At 44.9% G+C, this 22,840-nt stretch carries 23 protein-coding genes, 1 pseudogene, 1 riboswitch and 1 other annotated feature; of the genes and pseudogenes, 10 read left to right on the top strand and 14 right to left on the bottom strand.

Annotation, left to right across the window (positions count from 1 at the left end; translation table 11 throughout):
* Window positions 1-113: 113 nt before the first annotated feature.
* On the bottom strand, window positions 114-956 hold the full coding sequence (gene focA / locus CIK04_RS02960; RefSeq protein WP_011080720.1) for a formate transporter FocA: 843 nt from the start codon (window positions 954-956) through the stop codon (window positions 114-116).
* Between the two features lie 298 nt (window positions 957-1,254).
* Entirely contained in the window at window positions 1,255-2,634 is a 1,380-nt protein-coding gene (locus CIK04_RS02955) for a DNA repair protein (protein ID WP_039540202.1), read from the bottom strand.
* Window positions 2,635-2,994: 360 nt separating this feature from the next.
* On the opposite strand from CIK04_RS02955, the gene CIK04_RS02950 reads away from it, so the two are divergent.
* Entirely contained in the window at window positions 2,995-3,228 is a 234-nt protein-coding gene (locus CIK04_RS02950; protein WP_013572011.1) for a TIGR02647 family protein, read from the top strand.
* 136 nt (window positions 3,229-3,364) lie between these two features.
* Here CIK04_RS02950 and CIK04_RS02945 read toward each other — a convergent pair whose 3' ends face one another.
* Window positions 3,365-3,790, bottom strand: a complete 426-nt coding sequence (locus tag CIK04_RS02945; RefSeq protein ID WP_039449011.1) for a PACE efflux transporter — start codon at window positions 3,788-3,790, stop codon at window positions 3,365-3,367.
* A gap of 89 nt (window positions 3,791-3,879) precedes the next feature.
* On the opposite strand from CIK04_RS02945, the gene CIK04_RS02940 reads away from it, so the two are divergent.
* From CIK04_RS02940 to CIK04_RS02930, 3 genes are read left to right on the top strand one after another with little or no spacing between them, the layout of a single operon-like run.
* Entirely contained in the window at window positions 3,880-4,755 is an 876-nt protein-coding gene (locus CIK04_RS02940; RefSeq protein ID WP_038968630.1) for a LysR family transcriptional regulator, read from the top strand.
* Window positions 4,756-4,757: 2 nt separating this feature from the next.
* Complete coding sequence (locus tag CIK04_RS02935) at window positions 4,758-5,588, top strand: SDR family oxidoreductase (RefSeq protein ID WP_097353556.1); 831 nt, start codon at window positions 4,758-4,760, stop codon at window positions 5,586-5,588.
* Window positions 5,585-6,223 carry a YdcF family protein gene (locus tag CIK04_RS02930; RefSeq protein ID WP_097353555.1) on the top strand — a complete coding sequence of 213 codons (639 nt, stop codon included), beginning with the start codon at window positions 5,585-5,587 and terminating at the stop codon, window positions 6,221-6,223. The genes CIK04_RS02935 and CIK04_RS02930 overlap by 4 nt, the downstream gene beginning before the upstream one ends.
* A gap of 99 nt (window positions 6,224-6,322) precedes the next feature.
* Here the strand turns inward: CIK04_RS02930 and CIK04_RS02925 are convergent, their stop codons facing one another.
* Both CIK04_RS02925 and cysS read right to left on the bottom strand, forming a co-directional pair.
* Window positions 6,323-6,901: a thymidine kinase gene (locus tag CIK04_RS02925; protein WP_011150030.1), complete on the bottom strand. Its 579-nt coding sequence runs from the start codon at window positions 6,899-6,901 to the stop codon at window positions 6,323-6,325.
* Window positions 6,902-6,981: 80 nt separating this feature from the next.
* Window positions 6,982-8,364 carry a cysteine--tRNA ligase gene (cysS, locus tag CIK04_RS02920; protein WP_039547490.1) on the bottom strand — a complete coding sequence of 461 codons (1,383 nt, stop codon included), beginning with the start codon at window positions 8,362-8,364 and terminating at the stop codon, window positions 6,982-6,984.
* A 205-nt stretch (window positions 8,365-8,569) separates the two neighbouring features.
* Between cysS and CIK04_RS02915 the strand changes: the two genes are divergently transcribed.
* The 4 genes from CIK04_RS02915 (at window position 8,570) to CIK04_RS02900 (ending at window position 11,755) form a co-directional block, all read left to right on the top strand.
* Complete coding sequence (locus CIK04_RS02915) at window positions 8,570-9,064, top strand: peptidylprolyl isomerase (protein ID WP_097353554.1); 495 nt, start codon at window positions 8,570-8,572, stop codon at window positions 9,062-9,064.
* Window positions 9,065-9,122: 58 nt separating this feature from the next.
* Entirely contained in the window at window positions 9,123-9,854 is a 732-nt protein-coding gene (gene lpxH, locus CIK04_RS02910; RefSeq protein WP_097353553.1) for a UDP-2,3-diacylglucosamine diphosphatase, read from the top strand.
* 107 nt (window positions 9,855-9,961) lie between these two features.
* A complete protein-coding gene (locus CIK04_RS02905; RefSeq protein WP_017422248.1) occupies window positions 9,962-11,176 on the top strand; it encodes an EAL and HDOD domain-containing protein in 1,215 nt (404 codons plus the stop codon).
* 75 nt (window positions 11,177-11,251) lie between these two features.
* Complete coding sequence (locus CIK04_RS02900; RefSeq protein WP_094866971.1) at window positions 11,252-11,755, top strand: YchJ family protein; 504 nt, start codon at window positions 11,252-11,254, stop codon at window positions 11,753-11,755.
* Window positions 11,756-11,949: 194 nt separating this feature from the next.
* Here CIK04_RS02900 and hisIE read toward each other — a convergent pair whose 3' ends face one another.
* The 9 genes from hisIE to tet(35) form a co-directional block, all read right to left on the bottom strand.
* Complete coding sequence (hisIE, locus tag CIK04_RS02895) at window positions 11,950-12,585, bottom strand: bifunctional phosphoribosyl-AMP cyclohydrolase/phosphoribosyl-ATP diphosphatase HisIE (protein ID WP_128824587.1); 636 nt, start codon at window positions 12,583-12,585, stop codon at window positions 11,950-11,952.
* Window positions 12,582-13,355 (bottom strand): imidazole glycerol phosphate synthase subunit HisF, encoded by a 774-nt coding sequence (hisF, locus tag CIK04_RS02890; RefSeq protein ID WP_017422251.1) that lies wholly within the window; start codon window positions 13,353-13,355, stop codon window positions 12,582-12,584. The genes hisIE and hisF overlap by 4 nt, the downstream gene beginning before the upstream one ends.
* Entirely contained in the window at window positions 13,337-14,074 is a 738-nt protein-coding gene (gene hisA, locus CIK04_RS02885; protein ID WP_097353551.1) for a 1-(5-phosphoribosyl)-5-[(5-phosphoribosylamino)methylideneamino]imidazole-4-carboxamide isomerase, read from the bottom strand. Before hisA ends, hisF begins: the two co-directional genes overlap by 19 nt.
* Window positions 14,075-14,086: 12 nt before the next feature.
* Complete coding sequence (gene hisH / locus CIK04_RS02880) at window positions 14,087-14,701, bottom strand: imidazole glycerol phosphate synthase subunit HisH (protein ID WP_038938955.1); 615 nt, start codon at window positions 14,699-14,701, stop codon at window positions 14,087-14,089.
* A gap of 26 nt (window positions 14,702-14,727) precedes the next feature.
* The gene (gene hisB, locus CIK04_RS02875) at window positions 14,728-15,801 is read right to left on the bottom strand and encodes a bifunctional histidinol-phosphatase/imidazoleglycerol-phosphate dehydratase HisB (RefSeq protein ID WP_097353550.1); all 1,074 of its coding nucleotides are present in this window, start codon (window positions 15,799-15,801) and stop codon (window positions 14,728-14,730) included.
* Window positions 15,802-15,870: 69 nt separating this feature from the next.
* Window positions 15,871-16,911, bottom strand: a complete 1,041-nt coding sequence (gene hisC, locus CIK04_RS02870; protein ID WP_097353549.1) for a histidinol-phosphate transaminase — start codon at window positions 16,909-16,911, stop codon at window positions 15,871-15,873.
* Between the two features lie 10 nt (window positions 16,912-16,921).
* Entirely contained in the window at window positions 16,922-18,217 is a 1,296-nt protein-coding gene (gene hisD / locus CIK04_RS02865) for a histidinol dehydrogenase (RefSeq protein WP_097353548.1), read from the bottom strand.
* A gap of 5 nt (window positions 18,218-18,222) precedes the next feature.
* Window positions 18,223-19,119 carry an ATP phosphoribosyltransferase gene (gene hisG / locus CIK04_RS02860; protein ID WP_097353547.1) on the bottom strand — a complete coding sequence of 299 codons (897 nt, stop codon included), beginning with the start codon at window positions 19,117-19,119 and terminating at the stop codon, window positions 18,223-18,225.
* Between the two features lie 43 nt (window positions 19,120-19,162).
* Window positions 19,163-19,299 (bottom strand) — a sequence feature (His leader region).
* Window positions 19,300-19,479: 180 nt separating this feature from the next.
* Window positions 19,480-21,081 (bottom strand): tetracycline efflux Na+/H+ antiporter family transporter Tet(35), encoded by a 1,602-nt coding sequence (tet(35), locus tag CIK04_RS02855; protein WP_011080741.1) that lies wholly within the window; start codon window positions 21,079-21,081, stop codon window positions 19,480-19,482.
* Window positions 21,082-21,187: 106 nt separating this feature from the next.
* A riboswitch (Lysine riboswitch) is annotated at window positions 21,188-21,367 on the bottom strand.
* Between the two features lie 485 nt (window positions 21,368-21,852).
* Here tet(35) and CIK04_RS02850 point away from each other — a divergent pair.
* On the top strand, window positions 21,853-22,260 hold the full coding sequence (locus CIK04_RS02850) for an H-NS family nucleoid-associated regulatory protein (RefSeq protein WP_011080742.1): 408 nt from the start codon (window positions 21,853-21,855) through the stop codon (window positions 22,258-22,260).
* Window positions 22,261-22,376: 116 nt separating this feature from the next.
* Window positions 22,377-22,840 (top strand): annotated as a pseudogene (locus tag CIK04_RS02845) (transposase); the annotation flags it as partial.

The following is a 22,840-nucleotide window of genomic DNA, read 5'->3' as shown; positions in this document are numbered from 1 at the left end:
CAGAGCTCTGAGCACACTCAAGTGATTTCTAAAGGGTATGAAAAACGAAAAAGCAGACTTGACGTCTGCTTTTTCGTTATCTAAGAATCGCGGTTAATCGTGTCACTCAGCGATTAATCGCGCAGGTAGATTAGCCAGTACCACATGCCAACAAACACACCACCACCGATGATATTACCAAGCGTAACGGGCAGTAGGTTATTCAGCAGAAAGTCCATCATGTTCAGGTCGGCGTAGTCGGCAATGTTTGCCCCCGTCATTTGCCAAAATTCAGCTGGGGCAAAGTTTTTGATACCAATCGCCATCGGCACTTGGAACATATTGGCAATACAGTGCTCAAAACCTGCCGAGACAAACATCGCAACAGGAAGGATCATCACCGCTATTTTATCCGTTAGTGTACGACCGCTGAACGTCATCCACACAGCGATACAAACCAGCACATTACACATGATGCCTAAAGCTACGGCAGAGAAAAAGCTGTGGTGCATCTTATGCTGTGAAATCGCCATCGCGTTTAGACCAACCTGTCCATGGTCAAACATGTACTGCTTAGTGATCAACATGCAAACCACCAGCAAAATGGCGCCAACTAAGTTACCGACATAAACCACAAACCAGTTTTTGATCAGAACACGCCAGGAGATTTTACCGCTGGCACGCGCAACTAATGTCAGCACTGAACTCGTAAACAGTTCACCACCAGTCACAACAACAAGGATTAAACCTAAGCTAAATGCTAGGCCACCGATCAGGCGTGTGATTCCCCAAGGCAAGTCCGCCCCACCAGTTGTTACCGTGGTATAAAACACGAAGGCGATACCGATATGAATACCGGCTGAAATAGCAAGTAAAAATGATTTAACCGGGTCCTTGGTCGCTTTCCCTTCACCGATCTCTGCCGCTCTTTCCGCGGCCTGTGGTGGTAATAGCGAGTCAAATTGATTGAAGTTCATTGCAGGTTAACATTTGGAAACAATTTCGAGTGGCGCGGATAATCTCTCCTTTTCCAGAGTTTTTCAAGGGGTATTTTTTATGTTTACAAAAAATGTTGTTTTAGTGAGTTGGAAGACAATACCAAATTGCCACTACCTATTCGCATCTTCCGTTGTAAGTTTCTGTACTGACCATAAAAACGGCTCGCCAATACGCCAACGAGAAACCGATATTCAAACGTGCTGTCGCAAACCGAAGAAACAAAAATGCCTCATATGGTTGAGGCATTTTTGAGTTAGTGTTAGCGAGGCTCTGAGATTATTCTGCTGCTGCAATCTCTGGCTGCGTTTCTGGCGATACGGTTTCGCTACTCGCCTCAACGTCGCTTGCCGCCTCTTCAGTTTCAGTCACTGGGGCTGCCTCTTCTACTTGAGGAACTTGCTCTTCTGATGCAGTCCCCTCTTGCACTGGCTCCGCTTGTGCCACAGTAGCCGCAGGCTGATCTTTTGCCGCTAACTGAAGTTTCAGATTCGCGACCAACTCTTCCAAACTCTTGATATGTGCGGCTTCACGTTCAATGTGAGCATTTAACGCCAGCTCACGTTGATTGGCTTTTTCCAATGCTGTTTTTTGCTCAGCCGACTTGGTTTCGAGCACTTTCACTTTGCTATTGAGTTCAGTCACCTGCTGGGACAAATCGGTGGTTTTGTTTGCTTCGTGCATGTGTTTCACGCTTTCAAGAATCTTCTCACTTTGCTCTCTTAGCATTACATCACGGTAATCAGAACCATCGACTGCTTTAGAGATAGCGAGCAGCTTATTTTCAATTTCTAAAACTGAGTTTTCAAAAGCATCGTCTTCAACAGAAGCCAACAATTTCACCTGATGCGTAACTTGCTTAACATGTTCGATCTCAAACTGAGCGTTCGCTACTGCCAACTCAATGGCCTCTTTATCACGAGGGTTGGTTTGAGCAATGTTTGCTGCAATATTGATAACGTTTTCCGCTGTGGCAAAACTCACTGGCGCAACTTCATTAAAATCTTCTTTCTTTAGGGTTTTCAGCTCTTGTTGAAGCGGTAGAATGAACGTTTTGTGCACCACCTTCACTTCAAGCTGTTTCGCGGTGTTTAGGAAAACAACTTGCTTCTCCTGCGCCTCCTCTAGCTCATCAACCACAACGTAAGAAAACAGCTTCTTATACTGAGAAAGCACCTTGTTGTAATCATTTGCGTAGAGTTTCGCGGCATTGATCTCTGCTAGGTAATCCATCTGAGCAATAGAATCTGCCAAGATCACGTCTGCTTTCGCTTTCAGTTTTTCTAACGCTGCGAAATTTTGATCCACCAACTTAATTTGCTCTTGATAGGCTTGTGCATAGGTGTCAGAAGAGAATAGAGAGTAGCTTTTGGATGCTAGAGAAGGATCTTTTTCCAGTTTTGTGTAGATCTCACTGGCTTCTTTCCAAGCCGATGTTAGATCTTTGAAGTTTTCCGGTGCGTAGATCGCCAGCTTCCCGCTGTCTTGTAGAGCTTGAGACCATTGTTGGTGCGATTGTTGAATACCAACAAACGGCGTGCTCGCATTTTCAGCGACTTCGTTTGTCACCTCTTGGGTGGCTTTTTCTTCTGGCGTAGACTGGCAACCCACAATGGAGAGCATCATTGATGCCGCCAGTACCAACTTAATTTTATTCATTCTGTTACCTTTTTATGTCTTAGCTCATTGACGCGCAAGCATTTTTCGTCCCCCCTCCGCATCAACAGCCAAAAGGCTAAACATGAAGAAATGGAGTACTCGCAAAAATATCATTACAAACGAGCGTTTTCTTACGCTCTGTTATCTCGAATAGACACGTAAATATATTATAAAAGTCTTAATAATGATATGTGGCATTGGTTAGATGAATAATAAAACAGCGTTTCTTATCAATCACTTCGATACAAAGAGAGAAGAATTTGCGAATTTACCGACTGGCTAACAATTCTCGCTCTTTATGATTGTAACTATTGCCTAAGCGTACTAAGTTGAAGCGGAAAGATTTGTCGGAGTATGAGTATGAAATTTACAGAAGAACACTTAGCTGAAATGAACCTATTGCTACAATTTGACTTGAGTAGCGCTGCAACAGGGATAAAAGTGCACAAAGATGCGGCAGAATCGGCTCAGGCCGCGGTAAAACGTTTATTTGATAAGGGCCTATGTACTCAAATCGACGGAGGCTACCTCACTGACGAAGGTATTGAAGTAGCAGAGCACGCAGAAAAAACATTGAGAGTATTAAGCGCATAGTGTTTTAGCGCAACTGACTGAGAATAATAAAGACTCGCTTTTGGTCATTCAAAGCGAGTCTTTTTGTTTCTCTAGCTTGGTGAAGGAGCGTGCTAACAACAAACTGTTGACTATTACGCACCCAGCAGAGCATTGCCTAGCGAGAAAATAAGGCATTCATCCATTGATAGGGTTGAACGCGGTCGTAAAGCCAATTAAACCCCGTCGCGTAAAATAGGAAAAAGAGCAAAAATCCCGCTTCCAGCAACAAGGCTTGTAATATCGAGATGCTGAGAAACCATGAGATCACTGGAATGGTAATGAAGATCAGCCCTCCCTCAAATCCGAGCGTATGCAAAAGACGCATTTTTAATCCTCTCTCTGCTCGATTTGCACCAAACCATTGATCAAAATATTGGTTATAGATGTAATTCCAAATGACGGTAAAGATACTCAGCCCAATCCCGACAATAGCCAGTGCCGAAGCCCCTTTGCCAGTCATCAAAGATGTCGCTGGTACAATGATCGCCAATGCCAAAAATTCAAACGCCACGGCATGAAAAAGTCGTTCACCTTGTGTCATCACAAAACCTCTTACTGATGCTTTTCAATTACACACATTCTATCTACCATTAAGATACATAAAAGTTAGATACCATCTTTCAAAACGATATGTTTACTATCGAGCAACTACAAGCATTCGTCACTACCTCTGAAAAAGGCTCCTTTTCTGCCGCTGCGAGGGCACTTGGTAAAGCGCAATCGGTCATCAGCCAGCATATTATGAATATGGAGCTTGATTGTGGGGTGGATCTTTTTGATCGCACAGGACGATACCCTGTCCTCAATTCGTCAGGTTTAGCACTTCTCCCATACGCAAAAGCAACGCTGGAACAGTTAGAGAGATTCTCTAATAAAGCCAGTTCGCTATTTGAACCGAGCGCGTCGCAACTGATTCTTGCCGTCGACGAAGGTGTACCTCTGTTAACGCTGCCACAGGTTTTTCGCACCCTGGAGGCATCATTTCCAGAGCTACAAATCGAGTGTTTAACGGCTTCAAGCCCAGATATTATTGAGTTGGTAGAGTCTGGGCGCGCGACTACCGGCATCATTTTGAGTGAAACCGTACTGCCATCGACCATCGATTTTTCGAGCTTAGGCGCGGTGGCGTTTGATGTGTTCGTGTCCACTGAACATCCTTTGGCTTCGATGTCATTAACGCATAGCGACCAACTCAAGTTGCACCGGCAATTGGTCATACGGTCTAAGAACACCCAATTCAGTTCCCTTAATCAAGCCTTTGGCCCAGACGTTTGGTACGCTGATAACTATTTTATGCTGTTAGAGATGGCAAAAGCTGGCTTCGGCTGGTGCTTGTTACCAGAACACCTCATTGGCGCAGAACAACACGGCTTGGTAAAAATACAAAATCCTCAGTTGCAATTTGGCTGGCAAGCCAATATCGATGTGATACAACATCAGAAGTGGCACTCTGATCCAGTTCATTTAGAAACGCGTAGATTGCTGCGTAACTTATTTGGGAAATAGCGATGAAAAAGATATTAATCATTGGAGCAGGTTGGCTAGGTTTACCTTTTGCGCAACAATTGTCCACGTTAAAACATCAGGTAATTGTCACTCGACGCTCTACAGACAGCCTTCGTGAAGTCCCTTTGGCGCTAGAAAACAAAGCCGTCCTCGATCTCGCCAATGATGATGCGGCAAAGAAGGTGCGAGCGATCGTAGACAACAATGCCATCGATATTGTTGTTGGTAGTTTTCCCCCCGGCTTTCGAAAAGGTAGCGGTGAAGAATATGCTCAACAGTGGCAAAAAATCGTCGACGGCATCAAAGATAGCGCAGTACAAAAAGTCATTATGGTCAGCTCAACGACGGTTTATCCAAATCAGCCCGGTGAAATGAGGGAAGACGACGCAACACTCGCCAAAGCAAACTGCGAGAATGCCTTATTCAGTGACAAAGCACGCGTGATGTTGCAAGCAGAGCAATCACTGTTAGATTCAGGCAAAAACTTTACCATCTTACGTTTGAGCGGACTCTTTGGGCCTCATCGTCACCCTGCCCGCTTCGTCCCTCATCTAAAACAAATCAGCAGCCGTGCTCCCGCTAACATGCTTCATCTTGACGATGCAATCAAAGCGCTTTTGTTTGCGATTCATGCCGTCGACCAGCAAGTGCTCAACGTGTCAACGCCAACGACAGTCGATAAAGCCACCTTCTATCAAGCCGCTCTTGAATCTGCACAACTTAAGGTTGATTTTCCACCGGTTGTCGCCGTTGAAGACAAACGTATTGTGGTGGACAAATTGCTGCAGTCGGGTTTTCAATTTCAATATCAATCAACGCTGGATGCTTTATGAAACTTTTTCGTCAAATTGAACTGCTCTGGCAATACATGCAATTGCAGCATCACTTAACTCCCGCCGATTGCTTGCTCGTAATGTGCAGTAACGATCTTCGAGTCGCAGAACACGCTGTGAATTTGTACAAACAAGGGTACGCGCCCTATATCCTCTTTTCTGGCGGTGAGGGGCGTTTCACTGAAGGGCTATTTGAAAAAAGTGAAGCGGAGACTTTTGCCGAGCTCGCAAAAGCATCAGGCGTGCCTGAAGAAGCGATCTTACTCGAAAAAAAATCCTCCAATAGTGGGGAAAACGTCCGTTTTTCCGAGCAACTTTTGATCGACAAGGGGTTAGTATTTGACTCGTTTATTTTGGTCCAAAAACCCTTTATGGAAAGACGCGCCCTCGCGACGTTCGAGAAACAATGGCAGGGAGCTTACTCACGCCTGTTGGTGAGTTCCACCGGAGAGGCCTTCTTTGATTACATCAATGAAGAGATGCCTCTGATGTTGGTGCTTGAAGCGCTTCTTGAGGACTTTGAGCGCATTAAACATTATCCAGAAAAAGGCTTCCAAACCGAACAACCACTGCCCGATGATGTTGAAACCGCTTATCAAGGGATCCGAGAAAAGCTCACTTCGCTTCTTGTTTAACGCCGGAACACGTTTAATGCAGTAACCAACGAAAAAAGCCACTGCACATTGTGTGAGTGGCTTCATTGCTTTCTTGTCAGTAATAATTCAAAGAACCCGTTATTTACCCAACGCTTCTTTGTAGTGTTGACGACAGACTGACACGTAACGATCGTTACCCCCTATCGCCACCTGATCACCTTCTTTAATGGCATTTCCGTGCTCGTCGGTGCGGATAACCATGTTGGCTTTACGTCCACAATGACAAATGGTTTTTAACTCGACTAATTTGTCGGCCCAAGAAAGGAGGTATTTGCTGCCTTCAAACAGCTCACCCAGAAAATCCGTACGAAGTCCGTAACACAATACCGGAATGTGCAGCTTATCGACCACTTCCGTTAGCTGATACACTTGCTCTTTCGATAAAAATTGGCACTCATCCACCAAAATACAATGGCGCTTCTCCACTTCATTCAGAGCAGCGATCTCTTGATAGAGATTGGTGTCCGCTTTAAACAATTGCGCTTCCGCTTGCAAACCAATTCGTGAACTGACTTTACCAATACCGTAGCGATCATCTAAAGCCGCAGTAAAAATAACAGGCGTCATACCACGCTCTTGATAGTTGAAAGAAGACTGAAGAAGAGTCGTTGATTTACCCGCGTTCATCGCTGAGTAATAGAAATACATCTGAGCCACAGAGCACTACCTAAGTAAAATTGGAAAATGTAAAAATGTAAAGAAAAGGGCTGAATCAACAGCCCTTTAAAAAGATGCAATTACTTGCGACGCCACGTTGTTCCTTCAGGGCCATCTTCAAGTACGATACCCATCTCGTTTAGCTTATCGCGCGCCATATCTGCGTTTGCCCAATCTTTCGCCGCACGAGAATCGTTACGCAGTTTGATCAGCGCTTCAATTTCTGCCACTTCATCATCATTGCCCGCGTCACCTTTCAAAAACGCGTCTGGATCTTGATGAAGAATGCCGATCACGTCCGCAAGCTCACGCATCAAAGCACCTAGTGCACTGGCGTTGGCCAGATCTTCGGTTTTCAAACGGTTGATCTCACGCGCCATATCAAACAACACAGAATAGGCTTCCGGCGTGTTGAAATCGTCGTTCATTGCCGCAGTGAAACGCGACACATACTCTTCACCACCTGCTGGCGCTGCCGCGAGATCCAAACCACGTAAAGAGGTGTATAGGCGCTCAAGTGACGCACGAGCTTGGTTGAGGTTTTCTTCGCTGTAGTTTAGCTGACTGCGGTAGTGACCCGACATCAAGAAGTAACGTACGGTTTCTGCGTCATAGTGCCCTAACACATCGCGAATGGTGAAGAAGTTACCTAGAGACTTAGACATCTTCTCTTTGTCGACCATCACCATACCACTGTGCATCCAAGTGTTGACATACTGGGTGTCATGGGCACAGCAAGACTGAGCAATTTCGTTTTCGTGGTGAGGGAACTGAAGATCAGAGCCACCACCGTGAATATCAAAATGATTACCAAGAATAGACGAGTTCATCGCAGAACATTCGATGTGCCAACCAGGGCGACCAGGACCCCAAGGTGATTCCCATGTTGGCTCACCCGGCTTAGACATTTTCCAAAGTACGAAATCTAGAGGGCAGCGTTTTGCTGTTTCCACATCGACGCGCGCGCCTGCTTGAAGCTGGTCAAGGTCTTGTTTTGAAAGCTTGCCGTATTCGTCAAATTTATTGACTTCAAACATCACATCACCGTTGTCGGCAACATACGCAAAACCACGCTCAATGAGCCTTTCCACTAACTCAATGATTTCTTGAATGTATTGTGTTGCGCGCGGTTCTACATCTGGGCGCTTCATGTTTAGCGCATCAAAGTCAGCGTGCATTTCACCGATCAAACGTTCAGTTAATGAATCACAGGTTTCACCGTTTTCCGCCGCACGTTTGATGATTTTGTCATCGATATCGGTAATGTTGCGCACAAACGTCAGATCGTAACCTAAATAGCGCAAGTAACGAGATACGACGTCAAAAGAGACAAATGTACGGCCATGACCGATGTGACAGAGATCGTAAATGGTAACTCCACAGACATACATACCGACTTTACCGGCTGTGATTGGTTTGAATTCCTCTTTCTGTCTTGTCAGTGTGTTATATATCTTCAACATGATCTCTATCTGTATATTGATTGAACTAAAATGAAACGGCAGTATACCAACTACAATGTTTTTAGGTAATAACAATTCCGCTGAAAAACGATAATCGACTAAACTTCCAACACAAAAGCGTAATTTGCTTAGTCCTTCATTTTGCATGAGCCTTAACTTAGGCTAGAATTCTGACTTTAAACAAAACAGCACAAAGGAAAACAGCATGATCACCCTTCACACAAATTTTGGTGACATCAAGATTGAGCTAAACGCAGAAAAAGCACCAGAAACGAGCGCAAACTTTCTTCAGTACTGCCGTGACGGTTTCTACGACAACACCATTTTCCACCGTGTTATCGATGGTTTCATGATCCAAGGCGGTGGCATGGAATCTGGTCTACGTGAGAAATCAACTCGCGAGCCAATCAAAAACGAAGCGAACAACGGCCTAAGCAACAAAGTCGGCTCTATCGCGATGGCTCGTACTATGGACCCACACTCTGCTAGCTCACAGTTTTTCATTAACGTAAACAACAACACATTTTTAGACTTCCGTAGTGAAAGCCGTGATGGTTGGGGTTACTGCGTATTCGGTGAAGTTGTTGAAGGTATGGACGTGGTTAACAAAATCAAAGGCGTTAGCACAGGTTCTTACGGCATGCACCAAGACGTACCACTAGAAGACGTGGTAATCACTGGCGCAACCATCGAAGAGTAATCTTACTCATCATCTTTTGAGATAGGTTTATGGGGAGGCTAAGCCTCCCCTTGTTTCTATGACAACACTTTTTATTTCTGATTTACATCTCACTCCTTCTCGCATAGACATCACTGAGTGTTTTGTGCAATTTATGCGTAACGAAGCCGTGAACGCGGAAGCACTGTATGTGTTGGGTGACCTGTTCGAATTTTGGATCGGTGATGAAGATTGCACTCCCTTTGCCGAACGCATTCGCAACGAATTTAAAGCACTGACTACAGCTGGTGTTCCCGTTTATTTTATTCAAGGCAATCGCGACTTCTTATTGGGTCAACGATTCTGTCATGAAACGGGAATAACACTCTTAGACGATATCTGCACCATCGACCTTTATGGCGAAAAAGTCGTGATCCTTCACGGTGATACTCTGTGCATTGACGATTTAAAATATCAAGAGTTTCGAAAAACGGTGCATCAGCCATGGCTGCAATGGATCTTCAAACGGATTCCTTGGTTTATTAAGAAACGAATCGTTGCCAAAGTGCAGTCTGGCGTTCGTGATGATAAGCAACATAAGTCGCTCGAGATCATGGACGTGAACCAGCAAGAAGTCGAGCAAGTCATGTCTCAGTTTTGCGTCAAGCTGATGATTCATGGCCATACTCATCGCCCTAATATTCATCACTTCGAACATGATAATATCCCGTTAACACGCATTGTATTGGGTGATTGGTATTCCCAAGGCTCTGTTTTAAAAGTTACTGCCGATGGATATTCCTTAGAACAACGCCCTTTTTTTACTGAGTGAATTATTACTACAACATCGCTAGCAAACTGTAACAATCGACATAGATCTTTTGGAAAAAGTCGCTATCATCAAATCTAAAGCACTTTAACAGAACAGAGTTCAGCAAATTGAAGTATTCCTACGTTGCCAGACAACCCATTCTTGATCAAAACAGAAAAACCATTGGTTATGAATTGCTGTTTCGCGATGGTCCAAAAAATACCTTCCCCGAAGTTGAACCAGAGTTAGCGACCAGTCGCTTACTCTCCGATCATTTCCTTTCCACGCACTACAATACGCTTGGAAACAAACTCGGTTTTGTGAACTTTCCATACCAGAGTCTCATTAACTTAGTACCAACGCTCTTCCCAAAAGAGAGCTTGGTGATAGAGATCCTGGAAGATTGTGAACCAACCGATGAGCTATACGAAGCCATTATCAAACTTCACAAAGCGGGCTACCACATCGCATTGGATGATTTCGTTCCCAATCGTGCGTGGAAACGCTTCTTACCTTATATCCATATCATTAAGTTTGATATTCGCATCGTTCCTATAGAAAAAGCCGCTCAGTTTATTGCCTCACTACGTAAACTGAAAATCAAATTTTTGGCTGAAAAAGTCGAGACTTACCAAGAATTTGAGCAAGCGATCAAAGCGGGATTTGATTATTTTCAAGGGTACTTCTTTAGCCGCCCTGAAATGATTCAAAAGAGAAGAATTAACCCTTCTTTTTTAACGGTCGTTCAGCTGTGTAAAGAGATTGCAGATGAGCCCATTGATTTTAATGAAGTGGAACGTCTATTTTCTATTGATGTCACGCTTTCCTATAAGTTGATGACTTACGTGAACTCAGGCTACACCCTTACGGCGAAAATAAAGTCTTTCCGCCAAGCTTTGATCTATTTGGGTGAGGAGAAACTACGCCGATTTATTTCACTCGTCGCGGTGGCGTCCGTTCACGAAGATAAACCGGACTCACTCTACTCGTTAGCCGTTCAACGCGCGCGAGCTTGTGAACTGCTATTAGGACATACGTCAACCAAATACGACCCTGGACAAGCTTTCCTGACCGGGCTTTTTTCTCTGCTTGATTCGTTGCTAGACCAGCCTCTCGGTGACATTATCGAAGACATTCCTGTTGATGAAGAGATCAAACTGGCCCTCAGCGAGCGCTCTGGCCAACTTGGGACGATACTGTCTACCATTACGGCTTATGAACAAGCAAATTGGGAACTGGCGAGTCAGTATCAGCAACAACTGGGGATCTCCGAACATCAGTTGTGTATGGCATATAGTAAAGCAACCGAGTGGACACAAGAATTGCTGTCGCAGACACCGTAACTCGTTATAATGACAAACAACCCCACAACAGTGGGGTTGTTTGTTTTATCGCTTTATTTGCTGAGATTTCAATTTATGGCTGCTTCTTGTCCTTGCGGATCAAACCGTACCTATGCTCTGTGTTGTGAAATTGCCCATAAGCATCATGCCGATGTGATCACACCGGAACAACTGATGCGTTCTCGTTACAGTGCCCACGTCTTGGGGTTGGTCGATTACGTTGTAAATACCTACCACCCCAGCTGCCATGCCGAAGAACAGCGCGAAGGCATCGCTGAATCCATTGAAAATGATTGGTGCAAGCTTGAAGTGGTTAAAGCAGAAGCGGGAAGCAACGAGAATGAAGGCTTTGTTGAGTTCAACGCTTACTTTAATGAAGACGGTAAACGCTACTGTATGACAGAACGCTCTCGCTTTGTGAAAGAAGAGGGGCTTTGGTACTACATTGATGGCACTTTTCCGGAAGAAGAGCCAGAGCAAGATCCGCGTCTCAATGAATCCGTCAGTAGCTTGAAAGTGGGCCGAAACGATCCGTGCATCTGTGGCAGCGGTAAGAAATTTAAGAAATGTTGTGGGTAAGAAACAAGGGAAAACAAGGTTCTAGGTTCTAGGTTCTAGGTTCTAGGTTCTAGGTTCTAAAAACCTTAGATCTTTCCTTTCCGTAAGCGCAGCATCTGTATTCCATAACACTTTCTAAAAATAAAGTGCGCAGACTCCCTGCGCACTCACTATCTAGGCCCCTAGTCCCGATCAACCTTGACCTTGCCTCTATCTTACTTATGACGCTCTTTAAGCTTATTGATCACATCATTCATCGATAAGCCTTGGTCTTGCAGCAATACCATTAGATGGTAAATCAAGTCTGCCGATTCACACACTAACTCCGCCTTATCGCCCGACGTCGCCGCAAGCGCGACTTCAACGCCTTCTTCGCCCACTTTCTGCGAAATACGCTTGGTACCACGAGCATACAGACTGGCAGTATAAGAGGAATCTGGATCGGCACTCTTGCGGGCAGCCAGTAGCTGCTCAAGTTGATGAAGCCACACCATTTGTGACTCTTCCTGTGGGTCACCATCCCAGCAAGTGGTCGTGCCCGTATGACACGTCGGCCCAATTGGGTTGACTTTCACTAACAGTGTATCGTTATCACAATCCAACGACATGTTCACCAATTGCAGTACGTTACCTGACGTTTCCCCTTTGGTCCAAAGACGTTCTTTGGTACGAGAGAAAAACGTTACTTGGCCAGTTTCACCCGTTTTCACCAAGGCTTCTTGGTTCATGTAACCCATCATCAGCACTTGGCTCGATTGGAAATCTTGTACGATGGCAGGTACCAGACCGTCCACCTTCTCCCAGTTGATTCGCTCAGCGAGAGAGCTGACTTCGGTGGTTTTWAAACTCATAGTCGTACCTCAATGCCTTGTTGCTTTAAATACTGCTTTAATTCACCAATATTGATGACTTGTTTGTGGAAGACCGATGCAGCCAGCGCACCGTCCACATTGGCTTTTTGGTAGGCTTCCGCGAAGTGCTCCATGGCACCAGCACCACCAGAGGCAATCAACGGCACCTTGCACACTTCGCGTACCATATTCAGTTGTTCGATATCGTACCCATTACGTACACCGTCTTGGTTCATCATGTTCAGTACGATTTCACCAGCACCGCGCTTTTGTACTTCTTGCACCCAATCACGGGTTTCCCATTGGGTCGCTTTGGTGCGTTCTTCGTCACCAGTAAACTGATAAACCTGATACTTGCCCGTCTCTTTGTCGTAGTATGAGTCGATACCAACGACGATACATTGCACACCAAACTTATCCGCTAAATCCGTAATAAGCTGCGGATTAGCCAGCGCTGGTGAGTTGATAGAGACTTTGTCTGCGCCAAACTCCAAAATACGTGCTGCGTCTTCTGCGGATTTAATGCCACCAGCGACACAGAAAGGAATATCAATCACTTCTGCAACGCGAGCCACCCAGCTTTTATCGACGACACGGCCATCGCTGGAAGCAGTAATGTCATAGAACACCAGCTCGTCAGCGCCTTCTTCCGCATAGCGTTTAGCAAGAGGAACGATATCACCGATGATTTCATGGTTACGAAACTGAACGCCTTTCACCACTTGCCCATCACGAACGTCAAGACATGGAATTATTCGCTTTGCCAACATGCAAATGCCTCCTCTGCTGTGAACTTGCCATCTAACAGTGCGCGACCAACAATCACCCCCGCCACACCGCTGCCTTTCAATGCCTCAATATCCGCTAGAGAGCCGATACCACCTGAAGATTGGAACTGCACTTGTGGGTATTGTTTACATAGGTCGACGTAAAGCTCGACATTTGAACCTTCTAGCGTACCGTCACGAGAAATATCCGTGCAAAGCACGTGCTGTAGACCTACCGTTAAGTAATCATTAATCAGCGCTTCAATGGTCACGCCAGAGTCTTCTTGCCAACCCGAGATCGCCACTTTACGCGTGCCGTCCTGATCGATGTTGATATCCAGAGCAAGAACGATTTTCTCTGCGCCGTATTTTTCCATCCAACCTTTCACAAGCTCTGGTTGTTTTACTGCGGTCGACCCAACAACAACACGTTGGGCACCGGCTTCTAGCAAATCAACCACATCTTGCTCACGACGCACACCACCACCGATTTGGATATTCGCTGGCGTGCTTGCTAGTAGCTTTGCAATCAAATCAAGCTGACGTGCTGTGGTATCTTTTGCGCCCGTTAAATCGACTAAGTGTAGCCAGTTGGCACCTGCTTGGTGGTACAAGTTGAACTGCTCTGCTGGGTCGACTTTGTATTCGGTGACCTGGCCGTAATCACCTTGATAAAGGCGAACCACCTGTCCTTCAATTAAATCAAGAGCTGGAATAATCACACTAAATCCCTTTTATAATTCTAAGAAGTTTTGAATAAGCTTCGCGCCCGCTTTTGAAGAACGCTCAGGGTGGAATTGCACGCCGTAGTAGTTGCCGCTTTGCACTGCGGCTGTAAACGGGTTGCCATATTCACATTCGGCAATGGTGTAATCCCCAACTGGCATTGCAAAGCTGTGTACGAAGTAGAAGTACTCACCTTCTTCAATACCTTTGAATAGTGGATGACCTGTTTTTGCCGATACTGTGTTCCAGCCCATATGCGGAAGCGGCAAATCGCCGGTTTGCAGCAACTTCACTTCACCATCGCAAAGTCCAAGACACTCGACCAACGAATCGGCTTTCTGGCCTTTCTCTTGAGACACTTTGCCCAACAGTTGCATGCCTAAACAGATACCGAGCAGCGGCTTCTCTACTTGTTTTACCAAGCTGATAAGATCGCGTTCCTCTAGGTTTTTCATCGCTTCACTGGCGGTTCCGACTCCCGGTAGGAATAGCTTGTCAGCCGACAATACCACTTGTGGATCTTTTGAAATCGTTACGTCATAGCCTAGGCGTTCAATGGCAAATTTCACCGAAGAGACGTTGGCACAGCCAGTATCGATAATGACCACTTTCTGTTCTGTCACTGTATTTCTCCTTGCTAACGTTAGCCTTAAAGTACGCCTTTACTACTTGGTAGCTCAGTGCCTTCTACTTTGATTGCTTGGCGCAGAGTACGACCAAACGCTTTAAATAGACTTTCAATGATGTGGTGATCATTATCGCCCGCAGAAGAAAGGTGCAGGGTACACGCTAGGGTATCTGTCAAAGAACGGAAGAAGTGCACCACCATCTCTGTTGACAAATCGCCTACCTGATCGCGGCTAAACTCGGCATCGAATTTCAGGTATGGGCGACCAGACAGATCCAGTGCACATTGTGCCAAACACTCATCCATTGGTAGGCTGAAGCCAAAGCGACCAATACCACGCTTATCACCCAATGCTTCTTTCAACGCCTGCCCCAACGCAAGAGCGGTATCCTCAATGGTGTGGTGATCATCAATGTGCAGGTCACCTTCCACCTGACACACCATTTGGAAGCCACCGTGCGTCGCGATTTGATCCAGCATGTGGTCGAAGAAACCAAGGCCGGTAGAGATCGCGTTGCCGCCTTGCTCATCAAGGTTCACTGCCACTTTGATGTCGGTTTCTTTTGTGGTACGAATCACTTCGGCAACACGCGCTTTCACTGTCAGATCTTTCAGGATCTGTTTCCAACCCATGGTTTCTGGGTTGTATTGAATACCACGAATTGCCATGTTTTCTGCAAGTTGAAGATCCGTTTGACGATCGCCAATCACGAATGAGTTCTGGAAATCCACTTTACCCGCTTGAAGGTACTCTTTTACCAAGCCCAATTTCGGTTTGCGGCAAGAACAATTGTCTTTTTCAAAATGAGGGCAGATCAGTACATCATCAAATTTCACCCCTTGAGATTCGAAAATCTCCATCATCATATTGTGTGGCGCATTAAAATCTTCTTGCGGATAGCTGTCTGTTCCAAGGCCGTCTTGGTTGGTGACCATCACTAGACGGTATCCTGCTTCCTGCAACGACAACAAGCTTGGAATAACAAATGGCTCTAGTTTTAGCTTATCTAAACGGTCTACTTGAAAATCAACTGGCGGCTCAACAATTAAGGTGCCATCACGATCGATAAAAAGGATTTTTTGTTGTTTGCTCACTCGAACTTCCTTATTGCTATTCTTTTGGCGCTCTCGCTGTTTAGCGAGAGCAATTCATTTTTTCTCTACTTATGAGTAGTAGTTTCTAATGAAACCCAGTGTTTTCTCGCACTCATCTCGGCCGCCAACACTGACTCTTACGCAATCTTTGATTGGCGAGTTTCGCAAGATGATGCCGGACTCCCAAGCCGCCTTAAATAGCTCGTCACCATTAGGGAATTTCACCAGCAGATAATTACCCCACCCTTCAAACACTTCTAAGCCTGCAATCATTGATAATCCCACCTGCAAATAGGCACGATTCGCGTTGAGGTCGAGCACTTGGAACTTGGCACGAGCCAAGCCAGCTTCTGACAATGCTTGTGTCGCAATTTCTGCGACAGGCACGGGTACCGGATATGGCGCGATAACTTTTAGAAGTACATTAATCAGCTCTTCATTCGCAAGTGTGAATCCACAACGCAAGCCAGCCAATGCAAAGGCTTTCGACAAAGTACGCAAAATCGCAAGGTTCGAGTACTGCGCAAGTAAATCGACGGTTGAGGCCTCTGGACAAAAATCGATATACGCTTCATCCATCACAACAATGGCTCGATCTTTTGTCATCTCTAGCAAGGCGATGATGTCTTCTCGCTTCACTAAGTTGCCTGTTGGATTGTTTGGTGAACAAACAAACACCAACTTAACCTTGTCCAAATTGGCTTCAATACCTGCAAGGTCTAACTGCCAATCCTCTGTCAGCGGCACGGTTTTGCGCTCAACGCCAATAGTTTCAGCGCTAACAGAATACATGCCATACGTAGGAGGGCAGTAAAGAATGGCATCTTCATTTGGTTCGCAGAAAGCACGAATCAGCAATTCGATACCCTCATCCGCACCACGCGATGTGAGAGTTTGTTCAGGTTTAACACCTGCATAGGCAGCGTAAGCAGCAATCAATGCTTTCGGCTGACAATCACTGTAACGGTTCAAGCGCGCAAAGTTTGTGCGGTATTCATTGTCAAATGGCGATTCGTTGGCATTCAACCACACATCACCGGTTCCACCGATGCGGCGCGCCGAAAGATAAGGCGTCAGTTTCTGTACACTTTTACGAGCAAGCTTTTCCATCGTCTTTTCCTTAGCTACGCGCAGTTAATTTTTCAACACGAATTGTGACCGCTCGTTTGTGTGCGTCCAATCCTTCTGCTTCCGCCATTGTCACCACCGTTGGAGCAAGGTTTTTCAGCCCTTCCGCAGAGAGTTCTTGTATCGTCATGCGTTTAGAAAAATCAGCCAATCCAAGGCTTGAGTAGGTACGGGTGTACCCATACGTCGGCAATACGTGGTTGGTTCCTGACGCATAATCGCCCGCCGATTCAGGCGACCAATCACCTAAGAAAATGGAGCCTGCGTTATCCAGCAATGGCAACAACTCTCGAGGATTTTTGGTCTGAACAATTAAATGCTCTGGACCGTAATAATTTGAAATGGAAACCGCTTGGGTTAAGGAGTCAGCAATAATAATCAAGCTCGACGCCAGTGCTTTTTCAGCTATAGAGGCGCGTGATAACTGCTTCAACTGTTTCTGTACAGCATCCGTTACTTGATCTGCAATCAAGACAGATGGCGTCACTAAAACCACTTGCGAGTCCGGTCCGTGCTCAGCTTGGCTAAGTAAATCGGCAGCGATAAAATCAGCATCTGCAGTTTCGTCAGCAATCACCAGCACTTCTGATGGCCCAGCCGGCATATCAATGGCTGCACCACGAAAATCATTACTCACTTGACGTTTTGCTTCTGTGACATAAGCATTACCAGGACCAAATATTTTATCCACCTTAGTGACACTTTCTGTCCCATAGGCCATCGCTGCGACCGCTTGTCCACCGCCAACATTGTAAACTTCATCAATATTACAAAGCTTTGCCACATAGAGAATCTCATCGGCAATCGGTGGTGGTGAACATAAAACCACTTTACGACAACCCGCGATTTGCGCAGGAACACCCAACATCAATACTGTAGAAGGCAGCGGTGCACTGCCACCAGGAATGTATAAACCCACTTTTTGTATCGGGCGAGTGACTTGTTCACACACCACACCCGGTTGTGTTTCGACTTTAATTGGCGTCGGTTTCTGAGCATTGTGGAACTTCGCGATGTTGGCGTAAGCCTGCTCAAGCGCCTGCTTCATTTTTGAAGTTAAGCGAGCAGATGCGTCTTCGATTTCTTGTTCTGTCACTCGAATTGATCCAGGTTTAACGCGATCAAACTTCTCCGTCAGTTCGATCAGAGCAGCATCACCTTCTGCTCTGACTTTCGCAATCACTTCTGCCACTGCAGCGGTAATACTCGCACCTTCAGTTATCGCTGGACGTTCCAAAATAGCGTCTTGTTGCGTCTCACTAAGAGATTGCCAAACAACCGTTCTCATGAGCCTTACTCCATCATTTTTTCAATTGGTAGAACAAGAATAGAGCTCGCGCCAAGTTCTTTGAGCTGTTCCATCGTTTCCCAGAATAGGTTTTCTGTACTCACCAAATGTACTGCCACTCGTTGTTTCTCTGCAGAAAGTGGTAGTACGGTTGGATCTTCCGCCCCTGGCAACAGTGCTTTGATCTGTTCTAGCTTATCGACTGGAGCATGTAGCATGATGTATTTGGATTCTTTGGCTTGCTGAACGCCTTGCATACGCGTTAACAGCTTCTCGATAAGCGCTTGCTTGTCTTGGGCAAACTCACCTGAACGTTGAACAAGTGTTGCTTTAGATTGGAAAATAACCTCTGCCTCTTTTAGGCCATTGGCTTCTAGTGTTGCGCCTGTTGAAACCAAATCAGCGATTGCATCCGCCAAACCAGCACGAGGCGCCACTTCAACTGAGCCTGTCAGCATACAGGTAGAGAAAGCCACACCTTGTCGATCCATATACGCTTTTAGTAGTTGTGGGTAAGTCGTCGCAATACGTTTCCCTGCAAGATCCTGAGGGCCATTGTATTTTTCATCTTTATCAATCGCGATGGACAAACGACATCCACCAAAATCTAAACGACTCAAGGTTTCAAATTGACAAGCATCACCAGTGGCTTTACGTTCTAGGCGCACTTCTTCCAGCACGTTTTCACCGATAAAACCAAGGTCGACAACGCCGTCCATGATCAGCCCAGGAATGTCATCATCACGAACTAATAACAGATCAATTGGCATATTTTCTGAGTGCACGACTAAACGCTCACCCATAATATTAAATTTAACGCCACACTTTTTTAAGAGCCCTTGGCACTCTTCACTCAGTCGGCCTTTTTTCTGAATTGCAATTCTTAAGCGTTGTGTTTGCATGACATTGTCCCTGTGCTTCAATTTGAAAATGATGAAAGTAAAAACTAAAAAACCCTCGAGAGATGTTGGTCTCCCGAGGGTTTAAAATCTGAATTTGATGATTTTCACCTCCGGGAGTTTCCTATCTCCCGGGTATGCGTACATCTCCCGAAAGACTAGACTGGGTGATGATGGTGATGAATGTTCATTACAAAATTACGCATACTTATATAAGCTCTTAGCTTGATTGCTTCGTTGATAACCACACTAACTAAGCTTCCCTTATTTTGCAACACTTTATTTTAAAAAATATCAATTTGTATAAGACAAATAAAAAGGGTAGCCGAAGCTACCCTTTCAAAGTTCATATAAATGAATATGTTACGCTTGTTGGCAAGACTCAATCTTTGCTTTTGACAACCAAGAGAGGATTGCACAAACGATGATGAATGCCATCGTTGCAGCCGCTAGTGAGAACATAACGGAAGCGGTCATACCCAATACAACGAAACCAATACAAGATACCAGTGCCACTGCAAGTGCATAAGGTAACTGAGTCGCTACGTGGTCAATATGATGACAACGTGCCCCCGTTGAAGAAAGAATCGTCGTATCAGAAATCGGTGAACAGTGATCACCAAAAACAGAACCCGCTAATACTGCACTTAGCATAGGAAGCATAAGAGCGATATCTGTCGCACCCGCCATATCACCCGCGATAGGTAGCATAATACCAAACGTGCCCCAAGATGTTCCGGTAGAAAACGCCATCAAACCCGAAAGCAGGAATAGAATCACAGGTAGCCAATGCGGGTTAATATTGCCTTGTGCCATTGTAGATAGATAACTACCTGTTTTCATATCACCAATAACAGAACCAATCGTCCAAGCGAAAATCAGAATAAGGATTGCACCAAACATCGATTTAGCACCGATCCATAAAGTGCGAGCAATTTCTGCAACTGGAAGACCTTGTTTGAACACTGTGAACAATGCCACAGCCAAACCAACCAGACCACCATAAATAAGCGATGTACCTACGTTGGTATTTTCGAAAGCACCAAGCAAGTCGAAAGCTTTACCATCTGCCGCAAGTGCTTGGCCACCGGTATAGAGCATTGAAGCAACCGTTGCAATAATCAAAGCAATGATCGGCATAACAAGATCTGTCACTTTACCTTTATCGCTTTCACGGATATCAAGCTCTTCGTCAATTTCATGCGCTTCTTTTAGGTCGGTATCAGCGTCATTGTCAAAGCCACGGCCTTGTGAAGCGGCAATTTCATGTTCACGCATTTTACCAATGTCTAAACCAAACCAAGCAACCGCAAACACCATTAACAAGGCGAAAATCGCGTAGAAGTTCATCGGTACTAAACGTAGATATGCGCCCAATGCGGAATATTCAGTGATGCCATGTGACACCAGAATACCGCCGATAATGGTCATGATGTACGCCCCCCAACTCGAGGCAGGCATCACCACACACATTGGAGCGGCTGTTGAGTCTAGAATATAAGCCAGTTTGGCGCGTGAAACATAAAAGCGGTCTGTTACTGGGCGAGAAATCGCACCCACAGCTAGGCTATTGAAATAGTCGTCTACAAAAATGAATACGCCTAAAAACGCTGCGAGTAATTTCGAGCCTCGCTTACTTTTCACTCGAGTCTGTGCCCATTCAGCAAAAGCTCGAGTGCCTCCAGAAAGAGTCAGTAGCGCAGTGGTCATACCCAATAACAACAAGAAACCAACAATACTCATATTCCAAGTATTGATGCCACCATCTTCAATAAAAACAGCTGACACTTTATCTGTAATATAAGCTGCCGCAGAGCCTACCGAATAATCATTCAGTAACACTGCACCTAGAAGAATACCGACACCAAGCGATACAAGCACTTTACGCGTTAAAATGGCGAGCGTCAGTGCCACTATCGGCGGTAAAAGTGAGATGGGAGATGTAGCAAAATCTATTAAATTCATGATCTTCAAAAACCAAAGTTTGGCTAGAGATCTACTGCAGACAAAGTAAACAGGATGTCCGTTACTTATGTTGAACTAAGCGACAGGGAAGTGAGCACTTCACCCAACCTACAGTAGCGCTCCATAGTTATAAGTTAAATACTATGGCAGTGTTGTTCCTTTCGGATGCAACCCCAGCAAACTGCTTTGATATGCAATTCACTTCGGCAATGGATACCTTTCACTATTATTCATTGGCATCACCCCAATAATAGTTACTCTTTACCATTGCGCCTCTACGTCGATAACAAATTCTTAACTATCTGCCGATTAAAAAACAACAAATAATCTAATTTATCGCATCAGGTAGCGGCTATTGTACTCATGATGCTCCTCATTGCAACAGATCTGTCTTAAGTTGATTAAATTTGAAAAATCAATATGAGACAGGTTTTCTATTACCATTTCATTAATCCATACTCTTTACGTCATGATACTAATAATAGAAAAAATGAGATCACAAACCACTTTTCATTGAACCATTTTGTTATAAAGCCATCTAACCATTCGTCAAATATTTTTGAGACAGTTTTTTGTTCATTGAAGGAATTGCTTCTACAACTTTCGTCTGTCTTAGAAATTTTATAATCATTCTTTTTTAATTTTTTTACTTTTAATATTGCTTATATTGTATTGCACGTTAATATTAGCATCGTAAGAATTAATCTAGTTTGTTTAATTTAATTCTCGGTATTATTAGACAATCGACTTAGCGAATATATAGGAAAGGTTATGTCTGAACTAACAAAAACTCTGTTGAACATTCGCAGCCTACGTGCGTTTTCTCGTGAACTTACTCTTGAGCAATTAGAAGAAGCTCTAGATAAATTGACAACTGTTGTTGCAGAGCGTCAAGAAGCGGAAGCAGAAGAACGTGCAGCGAAAGCTGAACAAGAAGCGAAACTAGCGGCTATCGCAGAACAAATTGCTAAAGATGGTATCGATGTCGAAGCACTAATCAGCGCACTTGCTGGCGAAACTAAAGTGAAGAGCAAAGGTAAACGTGCTCCTCGCCCAGCAAAATACAAGTACGTTGACACCAATGGTGAAGAGAAAACTTGGACTGGTCAAGGCCGTACACCTTCTGCAATCCAAGCTCAATTAGATGCGGGTAAATCTCTAGAAGATTTCGAAATCTAATACATTTTAGATATCAGTAAAAAGGCTCCTTTCGGAGCCTCAGACTGCTGACAAAGGTCTAGCTTTCGAGCTAGACCTTTGATCTAATAGGGGTATCGAAATATGGACACTCCGATATGCTTCAAGAACCCACCCCGCAACAATACGAACTGGAAATGGTGACGATGGAACAGTTAGTTCCTAAAGACCATTTAGTGCGCAAAATCGATAATGCTATCGACTTTGAATTCATTCATGATGAAGTTGCTCATCTTTATTGTAAAGATAATGGGCGTCCACCAGTTGACCCTATTCGTCTCTTCAAAATCATCTTGCTTGGTTATATCTTTGGTATAAAAAGTGAGCGTCAGCTCGTTAAAGAAATTGAAGTGAATGTCGCTTACCGTTGGTTCTTACGGATGTCATTAACAGAGAAAGTCATCCACGCTTCTACTCTAAGCCAAAACCGCATTCGTCGCTTTAATGGCACGGATGTATTCGAACGTATTTTATCAATATCGTAGAGCAAGCCATGACGAAAGGCTTGGTCGCGGGTCAAGAGCTCTTTACGGACAGTACTCATCTCAAAGCGACGCCAACA

It is taken from the genome of Vibrio sp. 03_296 (assembly GCF_002265885.1).
The sequence above is the reverse complement of the archived record's forward strand: the minus strand, read 5'-3'. Positions and strand labels throughout refer to the sequence as shown.